The organism is Nocardia sp. NPDC058705, assembly GCF_042749305.1.
Lineage (GTDB): Bacteria > Actinomycetota > Actinomycetes > Mycobacteriales > Mycobacteriaceae > Nocardia.
In genome coordinates this window covers 57,236-69,398 of sequence record NZ_JBHYRN010000007.1, presented here as the reverse complement: position 1 = coordinate 69,398, position 12,163 = coordinate 57,236, and the positions used below count along the sequence as shown (strand labels likewise).

Sequence of the window (12,163 nt, the reverse complement as noted above, 5' to 3'; positions counted from 1 at the left end):
AGCCATTTCCCGACAATTCTAGGGGCTTGACTAATTCGCTGGACACACTTTTCGGTCGAACAATACTGAACGTCGCCGATAGCCCATTGAACGAGACGTCCAGTATGTAACACGCCAACAATGCGGGCATCAAGAATTCACTGTCGGCAACCTCGGCGCGACCGAAGCGTCACCCAGCGTCACAGGCCGGTACCGACGACGACGGGCCCCGCCGATCAGCTCGGCAGGGCCCGTTGTCGAAGAGGGTGTCGATCAGTCCTCGTACGCGTCCAGCGGGGGGCACGAGCACACCAGGTTGCGGTCACCGAACGCACCGTCGATCCGTCGCACCGACGGCCACACCTTCGGCCGGGCATGACCGATTCCGCGCGGGTACACCGCGGTCTCCCGGCTGTAGGGGTGGTCCCAGTCGGCGACCAGGCTGGCCGCGGTGTGGGGTGCGCCGCGCAGCGGGTTGTCGGTCACCGGCCACATGCCTGCTGCGACCTGGTCGATCTCGCCGCGGATGGCGATCATGGCGGCGATGAACTCGTCGATCTCCTCGAGGTTCTCGCTCTCGGTGGGCTCCACCATCAAGGTGCCCGCCACCGGGAAGCTCATGGTCGGCGCGTGGAAACCGTAGTCGGCCAAGCGCTTTGCCACATCGTCGACGGTGACACCGGTCTGCTTGGTGATCTCGCGCAGATCCAGGATGCACTCGTGGGCGACCATGCCGTTCTCGCCGGTGTAGAGCACCGGGAAGTAGGCGTCGAGGCGGCGGGCGATGTAGTTGGCCGACGCGATGGCCGTCAGGGTCGCCGCGCGCAGGCCTTCGGCGCCCATCATCCGGATGTAGGCCCAGGTGATCGGCAGGATCGAGGCGGAGCCGTAGTTGGCCGCCGACACCGCGTACGAACCGGCTTCGAGGGGATCACCGGGCAGGTACTGAGCCAGGTGCGCACCCACCGCCACCGGGCCGACGCCCGGACCGCCGCCACCGTGCGGGATGCAGAAGGTCTTGTGCAGGTTCAGGTGGCTCACGTCGCCGCCGAACCGGCCCGGACGGGCAAGGCCGACAAGGGCATTGAGGTTCGCGCCGTCGACGTAGACCTGGCCGCCCGCGTCGTGCACGAGCGCGCACAGCTCGGCGACCTCGTGCTCGTAGACGCCGTGGGTGGACGGGTAGGTGATCATGATGCAGGCCAGGCGTTCGGCGTGGTCGGCGATCTTGGCGCGCAGGTCGTCGAGGTCGACGTCACCGTTCGCCCGGCACTTCACGACCTCGACGCGCATGCCGACCATGGCCGCCGAGGCCGCGTTGGTACCGTGCGCGCTGGACGGGATGAGACAGGTGTCGCGGTGGTCGTCGCCGCGATCGAGGTGGTAGCGGCGGATCGCGAGCAGGCCCGCGTACTCGCCCTGGCTACCGGCATTGGGCTGCAGGCTCACCGCGTCGTAGCCGGTGATCTCGGCCAGCCATCCCTCGAGGTCGGCGATCAGCTTGCGGATGCCCGGAGTGTCCTCGGTGGGCGCGAACGGGTGCAGGCGGGCGAACCCGGGCCAGGTGATGGGCTCCATCTCCGCGGTCGCGTTGAGCTTCATCGTGCAGGAACCGAGCGGAATCATGCTGCGGTCCAACGCAATATCTTTGTCCGAGAGCGCGCGCAGGTAGCGCAGCATGGCGGTCTCGGTGTGGTGGCGGGTGAACGCCGGGTGGGTCAGGTAGTCGGAGGTGCGGGTCTCGATCGAGGTGGGCTCGGTGCCCGCCCCGGCGTCGGGAGTCAGTGCGGTGCCGAAGGATTCGACGACGGCGGCGACGTGCGCGTCGGTGGTGGCCTCGTCGCAGGCGATGGCGACGTGGTCGGCGTCGACCAGGCGCAGGTTGATGCCCTTCGACTTCGCCTTGGCGACAACAGCTTCCGCGCCGCCGGGCACGTGGGCGAGCACGGTATCGAAGAAGGCGCCGTGCACCACTGCCCCACCGAGGCCGGACGCGACAGCGGCGGCGTGCTCGTGGACCCGGCGCGCGATGGCGCGCAGGCCGTTGGCGCCGTGGTAGCTGGCGTACATGGCGGCGACGATGGCCAGCAGCACCTGGGCGGTACAGATGTTGGAAGTGGCCTTCTCGCGGCGGATGTGCTGCTCACGGGTCTGCAGCGCGAGTCGGTACGCGGGCGCGCCGTCGGCATCGACGGACACACCGACCAGGCGGCCGGGCAGCTGACGGGCGAAGGCAGTGCGCACGGCGAGGTAGCCGGCGTGCGGGCCACCGAAGCCCATCGGGACGCCGAAGCGCTGGGTGGTGCCGAAGCAGACATCCGCACCCTGCTCACCGGGCGGGGTGCTCAGCGTCATGGCCAGCAGGTCCGCGCCGGCGGCGACCAGTGCGCCACGCTCGTGGGCGGCGGCGAAGATCGGGGTCCAGTCGACAATGCGACCCGATGCACCCGGGGTCTGCACGATCACGCCGAAGAACTCACCCTCTGGCAGCTTCCCGGTCGACAGGTCGGCCTCGACGATCTCGATGCCCAGCGGCTCAGCCCTGGTCCCGATGATGGTCTTGGTCTGCGGGAACAGATCGGCGTCGACGATCAGCCGGTTCGACTTGGACTTGCCCGCGCGGCGCAGCAGCGTCATCGCCTCGGCCGCGGCGGTGGCCTCGTCGAGCATGGAGGCGTTGGCGACATCCATGCCGGTCAGGTCCGACACCATGGTCTGGAAGTTGAGCAGCGCCTCGAGGCGGCCCTGGCTGATCTCGGGCTGGTACGGGGTGTAGGCGGTGTACCAGGCGGGGTTCTCGAGCAGGTTGCGCACCAGCACCGGCGGGGTGAGGGTGTCGTAGTAGCCGAGGCCGATCATCGAGGTGGCGACGGTGTTCGCCTGCGCCAGTGCGGCCAACTCTTCCAGCACCTCGTGCTCGGAAGCGGGCGCGGGCAGTGCGCCGAGGCCGGACTCGTCGAGGATCGTGGCGGGCAGCGCCGTGGTCGCGAGGGCGTCGATGGACTCCACGCCGATGGTCGCGAGGATCCGGGCGAGTTCGTCGGAATCGGGTCCGATGTGGCGGTCGGCGAACGAACGGGTCACGGCAGCTCCAGGTCGGGCGGGTCGACCTCGTGGTCGACGGGTACCAGCCCTCCCCCTCTGTCTGTGCGCCTGAGAGATTCGGTAACCGGCCGTTAGACCCGTGTCCCTTTCCCCGTGGGCGGGCAGCCGGATGCCACCGCTTTCCAGAGGCGTCGAATCACCGTGCGGTCCCTGTTGCCTGAGAGATTGACGGGGAGGTGCTGCTCCTTCGGCGCCCCGATTCTCACGAATCGAGGACTCTCCCGCACTGCGGCGACGCGCTACCAAGTCTAGAGGCAGCAAACCCCCGGTCGTGCCACCAGGGGTCCGCCGGGGGTGTAGTGCTCGTCACCACAGCGGCGGGGAGGCGTTTCGATCCCCCTGCGCGCAACCGATGAATCCGGCAGCCCGCTGCGCGATCGTTGGGCCATGACTTCCACCACCGCGTCCGCGATCACAGATTCCGAGCTCGATGCCGTCTTCGCCCCGATCTTCGACCGGATCGCCGCCGGTGCGGTGGCGAGGGAGATCGACCGGCGATTGCCGTTCGACGAGGTCACCTGGCTGAAAGAGGCCCGGTTGGGTGCCCTGCGGGTACCGGTCGAGTTCGGCGGCTACGGTGCGAGCGTGCGCCAGCTGTTCCGGCTGCTCATCGATCTCGCGGCCGCCGAGTCGAACCTGCCGCAGGCGTTGCGGGTGCACTGGTCGTTCGTCGAGGATCAGCGGCTGGCCGAGCCGGGCCCGCAGCGGGAGCGGTGGTTGCGGTCGGTGGCCGCGGGCACGCTGGTCGGCAACGCGATCACCGAACCTGGGGTGGGTGCCGTCGACCGGTATCGCACCCGGTTGACCGAGGACGGCGACCGGCTGCTCCTGAACGGGGTGAAGTACTACAGCACCGGTTCACTGTTCGCCGATCACATCCTGGTCGCCGCCGATCGTGACGGTGAGCGCCTCGGGGTGCTGGTCGACGCGAACGCCGAGGGGGTGGTACAGCACGACGACTGGGACGGCTTCGGGCAGCGGCTCACCGCCAGCGGTACCACCGAGTTCACCGATGTCGAGGTGGCGCCCGATCGCATCCTCGGGCCCGGCTACGGTGTCGCAGGCCCCACCTACGGCACCGCCTACCTGCAATTGGTGCAGCTCGCGGTGCTCGCCGGGATCGCCGCTCGCGCCGAGCGCGACGCCAGGGAATGGGTGAGCGCGCGGACACGCACCTACACACACGCCTCGGCCGATCTGCCGCGCGAGGACCCCCTCGTCCAGCAGGTGATCGGCAAGTTGTCGGCGGCGGCGTTCACCGCGCGCGCGACCGTCCTGGCTGTGGCGGATATTCTCGACCGCGTCCTCGACGCCGGGGCGAAGGATCCCGCGGACCTCGCCGCCGCCGAACTGGCCGCCGCGCAGGCACAACTCGCGGTGATCGATATCGTCCTGGCCGCCACGACCCAGCTGTTCGAGCTCGGTGGCGCGTCCATCGTGTCCGAACAACTGCGCCTGGACCGGCACTGGCGAAACGCCCGCACTGTCTCGGTGCACAATCCGGCGATTTTCAAGGCCCGTGCCGTCGGTGACTACCTCCTCAACGGCACCGAGTTGCCGTTCGGTTGGAGCGCGGGCGAGCGCCGCACGGAGGTGACGCGGTGAGCAGGCCGATCCGCTTCAACGCGTTCGACATGAACTGTGTGGCCCACCAGTCACCGGGGCTGTGGCGTCATCCGCGCGACCAGTCCCACCGCTACACCGAGATCGGCTACTGGACCGAGCTGGCGAAACTCCTGGAACGCGGACGGTTCGACGGCATCTTCATCGCCGACGTCCTCGGCACCTACGACGTGTACGGCGGCGACGACACCGCCGCGCTGCGCCAGGGCGCGCAGACCCCCGTCGCCGACCCGCTGTTGCTGGTGTCGGCGATGGCGGCGGTGACCGAGCATCTGGGTTTCGGCATCACCACCGGCACCGGGTTCGAGCATCCGTTTCCGTTCGCCCGCCGCATGTCGACCCTCGACCACCTCACCCGCGGGCGCCTCGGCTGGAATGTGGTGACAGGCTATCTGCCTTCGGCGGCGAGGAATTTCGGTGACGCCGATCAGCTCGATCACGACGAACGCTACGACCGGGCCGACGAGTACCTCGAGGTGCTCTACAAGCTCTGGGAGGGTTCGTGGGAGGACGACGCGGTGGTCCGCGACGCCGATCGCGGCATCTACACCGACCCGGCGAAGGTGCACCACATCGGTCACTACGGCAAGCACTACATCGTGCCCGGAATCCACGTGTCGGAGCCGTCACCGCAGCGCACGCCGGTGATCTATCAGGCGGGCGCCTCACCGCGCGGAGTGCAGTTCGCGGCCGAGAACGCCGAAGCGATCTTCATCGCCGGCCCGTCCAAACACGTACTGGCCCAGACCGTTTCGCGGGTTCGCGATGCCTTGGAGGCAGCGGGGCGCGGGCGGTACGAGGCCAGGATCTACGCGCTGGCCACCATCGTCACCGACGAGACCGACGAGGCGGCACAGGCCAAACACGCCGAATACCTGTCCTACGCGAGCGTCGAGGGCGGGCTGGTGTTCATGTCGGGCTGGATGGGAATCGACCTGTCGCGATACGACCTCGACGATCCGATCGGTGAGGTGCACAGCAACGCCATCCAGTCCGCGGTGGCGGCGTTCCAGGAATTCGACGACGACGGCCGCGAATGGACCGTGCGCGACATCGGGCGCTGGGCGGGCATCGGCGGCATGGGGCCGGTGTTCACCGGTTCCGGCGAAACCGTCGCCGACCTGCTGCAGGAGTGGGTCGCCGACACCGATCTCGACGGGTTCAACCTCGCCTACGCCATCACCCCCGGCACGTTCGAGGACATCGTGAACCATGTCGTTCCGGTGCTGACCGAACGCGGCGTGTACCGCGCCGAATACGAGCCGGGAACATTGCGCGACGCCCTCTTCGGAGCCGGTGATCGGCTGCCCGCCCACCATCGGGGTGCCGGATATCGCGTCGGTGGTCCGCGTTCCACCGTGCTACCGCACGCGGTGTCACGGCCGGGGTCGGTGAACGAACCAGCGGGCACGTAGGGATCAATTCGCGCTGATCGCAACACTCTTCATCGGGTGCAGGTCAGCGCAGTATTCCGGTATGACATCGCAGACTCCCGTTTCCCGCTCCACTCGTTCGGCCGCGGTAATCGGCGCCGGTCAAACCGGCGTCACTGCGGCGCTAGGACTACTCGACGCCGGTTTCACCGTCACCCTCTACAGCGACCGAGATCAACGCGCACTGCGCGACGACGTACCCGCCACCGGCACCGCCCTCGAGTTCGGCGAGACCCAGCAGGCCGAAGCCGCGCTCGGGCTCGACAGCTACACCGGCCGCGCACCCCGCCACACCGGACTCAGTGTCCGCATCGCCGGCCCGGAGAACGCCGAACTGATCGCGTTCGACGGCACCTTCGACGGGTACGTCGGGGTCGCGGTCGACACCCGGCTCAAGGCCGACGAGCGGCTCACCGCGTTCCGTGCGCGCGGCGGCGAGTTCGTCGTCGACAACGTCACCCCGCAGTCGCTCGACGCGATCGCCGCCGCCAACGACCTCACCCTGGTCGCCACCGGTCGCGGCGGGTTGTCCGACCTCTTCCCGATCGACACCACCCGCACCGTCTACGACAAGCCGCAACGCTCACTGCTCACCGTCACCGTGACCGGCCTCGGCTACGACTCCGGCGTGTTCGCGCACCGCGGCCCGGCAGGAGGCGCGCACAGCCTGTTCTCCATCCTCGCCGAACAGGGTGAGGCATGGTGGGGCCCGTACCTGCACAAGGATGTGGGCCCGAGCTGGGCCTTCCTCGGGTGGGCGCGTCCCGGCAGCGACTGGGAGACCCGGTTCGCCGCGGCGGATTCCGCCGAATCGGCGTTGCGCATCGTGAAAGACCTCTACCGCGACTACATCGACTGGGATCTGCCGGAGGTACAGGCCACCCAGGTGATCGCCGAAGACCCGCACTCCTGGCTCAAAGGCGCGGTACGACCGGTCGTGCGGGCGGGCGTGGGACGCACCGAGGGCGGCCACCCGGTCGCGGCCCTCGGAGACACCGCCGTCGCCTACGATCCGGTCGCCGGGCAGGGCGCCCAGAGTGGCCTGATCCAGGCACAGCGCCTGGTCGCGGCCGCCGCGGTGCACGACGGGCCCTTCGACGAGCAGTGGATCGGCGAGCAGTACGCCGCGTTCCTGGCCGCCCGCAGTGATGCCGCCGCCAAGGTGACCCGGCTGTTCCTCAGCGACCCCGAGTTCGCCGACATCGGCGGCCAGTTCTTCGCCACCGCCGCCGTCGACCCGCGCTTCGCCTCGGCACTGGTCGGGCTGCTGCACCGGCCGCAGCCGTTCCTCGCCATCGACACTCCCGAGGACGCCGCCGCCTATATCACCCAGGTCACCGGTGTGGACGCGGGCGAACTGCTGGCGAAGTTCACACCGGCCGGTCGCTTCGCGCGGTCGACGTTCGCGCCGGTCGCCGTCGGATAGCGACAGCCAACCCACCCCCGCACGAACTCTGGAGCAGCTATGACAACCGAGCGGATCACCGATCAGATCAAGTTCGCCTATTGGGTGCCGAATGTGAGCGGTGGCCTCGTCACCAGCGATATCGAACAGCGCACCAGCTGGGATTACGAGTACAACAAGAAGCTCGCGCAGACCGCGGAACGCAACGGCTTCGACTACGCCCTCTCGCAGGTGCGCTACACCGCCTCCTACGGTGCCGAATTCCAGCACGAATCCACGTCCTTCAGCCTGGCATTGTTGCTGGCCACCGAACGGCTGAAGGTGATCGCCGCCATTCATCCGGGGTTGTGGCATCCCGCCGTGCTCGCGAAATTCGGCGCGACCGCCGACCACCTCTCGAACGGCCGGTTCGCGATCAATGTGGTGTCCGGCTGGTTCGCGGGCGAATTCCAGGCCCTCGGCGAGCCGTGGCTCGAGCACGACGAACGGTATCGGCGCAGCGGCGAATTCCTCGAGGTGATCCGCAAGATCTGGACCGAGGACGAGGTGAACTACGGCGGCGATTTCTATCGCATCCGCGATTTCACACTGAAGCCGAAACCGCTGAACACCCCGGCCCGCCCCAACCCCGAACTGTTCCAGGGCGGTAACTCCACGGCGGCCCGGCGCAACGGCGGCCGCCACGCCGACTGGTATTTCTCCAACGGCAAGGACTTCGACGGCGTCACCGAACAACTCGACGACCTGCGTGCCGTCGCCCGGGACAACGATCGCGAGGTGAAGTTCGGGCTCAACGGGTTCATCATCGCCCGCGATACGGAGAAGGAAGCGCGCGATACGTTGCGCGAGATCATCGAGAAGGCGAACAAGCCCGCGGTCGAGGGTTTCCGCGACGCGGTGCAGCAGGCGGGTGCGTCCACCAGCGACCGCAAAGGTATGTGGGCGGATTCGTCGTTCGCCGATCTCGTGCAGTACAACGATGGATTCCGCACGCAGCTGATCGGCACACCCGAGCAGGTGGCCGAACGGATCGTCGCCTATCGCGACCTCGGGGTGGACCTGATTCTCGGCGGCTTCCTGCATTTCCAGGAGGACATCGAGTACTTCGGGGCGAAGGTGCTGCCGTTGGTCCGCGAACTCGAGGCGGCCCGGGTTCCCGCGACGGTGGTCGGCTGATGACCGCGGCCACCGCCCAGCGCATCACCTCCGCCGACCAGGGCGTAACCGTCGCGGCCGAACTCGCCCGCGAGTTCGCGCCCGGCGCCGCCGCCCGGGACCGCGACCGCGAGCTGCCCTACGCGCAGCTGGATCAGCTGGCGTCCTCGGGTCTGCTCGCGATCACGGTGCCCGCCGAGTTCGGTGGAGCCGATCTGGCGCCGAGCGTGCTGACGGAAGTGGTGCGGCTGCTGGCGGTGGCCGATCCGAATATCGCGCAGATCCCGCACAGCCATTTCGTGTATCTGAATCTGTTGCGCCTGGCCGGTACCGCCGAACAGCGACGCGAATACTTCACAGCGGTGCTCGGCGGTGCGCGCATCGCCAACGCCCAATCCGAACGCGGCGGCCGAACCATCACCGACATCTCGACCACGCTGCGCCCGGTAGACGACGAATTCCGGATCGACGGCACGAAATACTATTGCACCGGCTCACTGTTCGCGGATCTGCTCGCCGTGCTGACCCGGCTCGACGACCCTGACGCGAGAAGCGGCCTGCCCGCGGGCGAATACATCGCCTACCTGCCCGCTCGAACGTCGGGCGTCCGGATCGTGGACGACTGGAACGGCCTCGGCCAGCGCACCACCGGCAGCGGCACTGTCGAATTGGCGAACGTGCGGGTGCGGGCCGAGCAACTGGTCCCCCGCGCGCAAGCCCTCGCCGGACCCACCGCCTACGGGGCCTACGCCCAGCTGCTGCACGCCGCGATAGATACCGGCATCGCACGCGGAGCCCTCACCGCCGCAACGGAATTCGTACGGCGCCACGCCCGGCCCTGGTTCGAGGCCGGGGTCGACCGCGCCGTCGACGACCCGCTGCTCATCCAGCGATTCGGGGAACTGGTGGTGACGGTGACGTCGGCCGAGGCGACCCTGGCGGCCGCGGGAACCGCCGTCGATTCGGCGATCTCCGCGGCGGTCTCGGGCGCCGACGGACACACCGCGGCCCGTCAGGCGTCCCTCGCCGTCGCGACGGCCAAGATCGTCGCCGACCGCGCCGCCGTTGACGTGTCATCCGCCCTGTTCGAAGTCAGCGGAACCCGCAGCGCCACCGCCGATCTCAACCTGCACCACTTCTGGCGCAATGCCAGGACCCACACCCTGCACGACCCGGTCCGCTGGAAGTACCATCACCTGGGCCGCGCCCTACTCCACGACACTCCCCCGCCTGCCCACGGCACCTTCTGACCTGCTCGGCTACCTCTAACCGGTTTTTCGGTTTTCCCTGGCTTTACGCCGGTAGGACAGTTCGTCCTCCGGGCGGTCGGTGATGGCCGTGGCGCGTTCGGCGGGGAAATCCGCGATCGCGCCGGTCAGCTCACGCATGGCACCGCCGACGGCGATGCCGAAGACGCCCTGGCCGCCCTGCAGTAAATCGACTACCTCCTCGGGCGAGGTGCACTCGTAGACCGAGGTACCGTCGGAGAACAGGGTGATCCCGGCCAGATCGCCCACGCCACGGCTGCGCAGATGATCGACGGCGATCCGGATGTTCTGTAAAGAGATGCCCGCGTCCAGCAGCCGCTTCACGATCTTGAGGACGAGGATGTCCTTGAACGAGTACAGGCGCTGGCTGCCCGAGCCCGCCGCGCCCCGTATCGACGGCACGACCAGGCCGGTCCGGGCCCAGTAATCGAGCTGACGGTAGGTGATACCGGCGACCTGACACGCGCTCGGCACCCGGTAGCCGACCAGATCGTCCGGAACCGAGTCGTCCGGGAACAAGCCAGGCTGTACGACATCCTGCGGTTGTTCTTCCACTGATCGCTCCTTCTGCCGACGTGCTCGGGTCGCCAGTCACGACGGATGTTGCCCGACTTTCGAGGTTACTCCTGCCATTGTCGGACCTGCGGTGTTGTCACACCAAGCACCTAGACCAGCGATTCCCTCGACCTCTACTTCAGGCTGAGATCTCAACTATCGGTTGCCTTGAAGTCATCAGGCGAGACCGACTCCAGAAACTCCTTGAACTTCTCCACCTCGTCTTCGCGTTCGTCGGGCATCACCAGCCCCGCCTCGGCGAGTACCGGTTCCTCGGCGTAGATCGGGCACCCGACGCGCAGGGCGATCGCCACCGAGTCCGAGGGTCGTGCGGAGACCCGCAGGTCGCCGTCGAACACCAGATCGGCGTAGAAGGTGCCCTCCTGTAGATCCACGATCCGCACTTCCTTGAGGGTGTGCCCGAGATCGGTGATCAGAATCTTGATCAGATCGTGGGTGAGCGGGCGGATCGGGGTGACCCCCTCCTGCTCGAGCACGATCGCGGTGGCCTCGGCCTGCCCGATCCAGATCGGCAGATACCGCTCCCCCGATGCCTCCCGCAGCAGCAGCACGGGCTGGTTCTGTGGCTGCTCGACACGGATGCCGATGACGCGCATCTCGCTCATCAGTTCTCTGCCTCCCATACTCGCCGCCAGCCGGCACGCTATCGCCGCACAGCTCGCCGTACCAACGAGTCTAGGCGAATTCTGGGGCGCGCAAGGAAGTCGTTCGAGCCGAAATCGGTGTGTAGCCGGGGCGATACCTGATCACCCGGCCGGGTGTGTCAGCCGCCGAGGGCCGTGCGCACCGCGGCTTTCACCAGTGCGGCGTGCAGGTTCAGCGATAACGCCGCGAGTTCGCGGACGGTCTCCTCGGCACGGGCGCGCGCATCGGCATCGCGGCTCTTCGCGATGGGCGCGGCGATCTGTGCGATCAGTGCCGCTTCGCGGTCGGCGGCCAGTTTGAAAGCGCGCAGATGGCGTGCCTCCAAGCCGAATTCGGCCATCGCCTTCGCCGCGTGAGCGAGGGTTACCGCATCGGACTCGAAGAATCCGCCGGCACCGGCGACGATGAGTCCCGCGCGCAAAAGATCGTCGAGGAAACGGTCATCGATATCGGCCTTGGCGAGCAGGTCTGCCCTGGTGAGCCGCACGCCGACGTCGACGCGCAGTTCCTCGGGGGTGATCTCGCCACCGACGATGCCCAGACGGCGCGGCGTGGCCGGGCTCGCGGCGTGGTCGTCGGCGTCCACGGAGCCGGACACAGCGTGCCCGGCCTCCGCGGACCGGTGGTGGGAGTGCGCCCGGGCGCGCGCTTCACGCACGCCCAGCGTCGCCGCACCACTGTCGATCGCTTCCAACTGCTCCTTGATCACCTTCAACGGCAGGTACTGATCGCGTTGCGCGGTCAGCACGAAGCGCAGCCGTTCGTAGTCGGCCACCGAGAACCGCCGGTATCCCGACGGTGTCCGTTCCGGCCGGATCAGGCCCTCGGATTCGAGGAACCGGATCTTGGAGATGGTGATGTCAGGAAAATCTGGTCGCAGCAGGTCGAGCACGGAGCCGATCGACATCCCTCCGCGCGCCCACTGCGCCGCCCCTGTCACAGCACTGCGTCCTTCGCGAGCATCAAGCCCTTCA

At 68.0% G+C, this 12,163-nt stretch carries 9 protein-coding genes and 1 riboswitch; of the genes, 5 read left to right on the top strand and 4 right to left on the bottom strand.

Annotation, left to right across the window (positions count from 1 at the left end; all coding sequences use genetic code 11):
- Positions 1–252: 252 nt before the first annotated feature.
- A complete protein-coding gene (gene gcvP, locus ACFW6D_RS11710) occupies positions 253–3,063 on the bottom strand; it encodes an aminomethyl-transferring glycine dehydrogenase (RefSeq protein ID WP_379327278.1) in 2,811 nt (936 codons plus the stop codon).
- A gap of 155 nt (positions 3,064–3,218) precedes the next feature.
- Positions 3,219–3,318, bottom strand: a riboswitch (glycine riboswitch).
- Between the two features lie 153 nt (positions 3,319–3,471).
- Between gcvP and ACFW6D_RS11705 the strand changes: the two genes are divergently transcribed.
- From ACFW6D_RS11705 to ACFW6D_RS11685, 5 genes are all read left to right on the top strand, one after another.
- A complete protein-coding gene (locus ACFW6D_RS11705) occupies positions 3,472–4,689 on the top strand; it encodes an acyl-CoA dehydrogenase family protein (protein ID WP_379327276.1) in 1,218 nt (405 codons plus the stop codon).
- The gene (locus tag ACFW6D_RS11700; protein ID WP_379327274.1) at positions 4,686–6,122 is read left to right on the top strand and encodes an LLM class flavin-dependent oxidoreductase; all 1,437 of its coding nucleotides are present in this window, start codon (positions 4,686–4,688) and stop codon (positions 6,120–6,122) included. The genes ACFW6D_RS11705 and ACFW6D_RS11700 overlap by 4 nt, the downstream gene beginning before the upstream one ends.
- Before the next feature lie 61 nt (positions 6,123–6,183).
- Positions 6,184–7,566, top strand: coding sequence for a styrene monooxygenase/indole monooxygenase family protein (locus ACFW6D_RS11695; protein ID WP_379327272.1), 1,383 nt, complete (start codon positions 6,184–6,186; stop codon positions 7,564–7,566).
- A gap of 39 nt (positions 7,567–7,605) precedes the next feature.
- On the top strand, positions 7,606–8,721 hold the full coding sequence (sfnG, locus tag ACFW6D_RS11690) for a dimethylsulfone monooxygenase SfnG (protein WP_379327270.1): 1,116 nt from the start codon (positions 7,606–7,608) through the stop codon (positions 8,719–8,721).
- Complete coding sequence (locus ACFW6D_RS11685; protein WP_379327268.1) at positions 8,721–9,950, top strand: SfnB family sulfur acquisition oxidoreductase; 1,230 nt, start codon at positions 8,721–8,723, stop codon at positions 9,948–9,950. The genes sfnG and ACFW6D_RS11685 overlap by 1 nt, the downstream gene beginning before the upstream one ends.
- 15 nt (positions 9,951–9,965) lie before the next feature.
- Here the strand turns inward: ACFW6D_RS11685 and ACFW6D_RS11680 are convergent, their stop codons facing one another.
- The 3 genes from ACFW6D_RS11680 to ACFW6D_RS11670 all read right to left on the bottom strand — a co-directional run bounded on the left by ACFW6D_RS11680 (position 9,966) and on the right by ACFW6D_RS11670 (position 12,096).
- Positions 9,966–10,523, bottom strand: a complete 558-nt coding sequence (locus ACFW6D_RS11680) for a MerR family transcriptional regulator (RefSeq protein ID WP_379327266.1) — start codon at positions 10,521–10,523, stop codon at positions 9,966–9,968.
- Between the two features lie 152 nt (positions 10,524–10,675).
- Positions 10,676–11,149, bottom strand: coding sequence for a bifunctional nuclease family protein (locus ACFW6D_RS11675; RefSeq protein ID WP_056817654.1), 474 nt, complete (start codon positions 11,147–11,149; stop codon positions 10,676–10,678).
- Positions 11,150–11,307: 158 nt separating this feature from the next.
- On the bottom strand, positions 11,308–12,096 hold the full coding sequence (locus ACFW6D_RS11670; RefSeq protein WP_379327264.1) for a MerR family transcriptional regulator: 789 nt from the start codon (positions 12,094–12,096) through the stop codon (positions 11,308–11,310).
- Between the last annotated feature and the right edge of the window lie 67 nt (positions 12,097–12,163).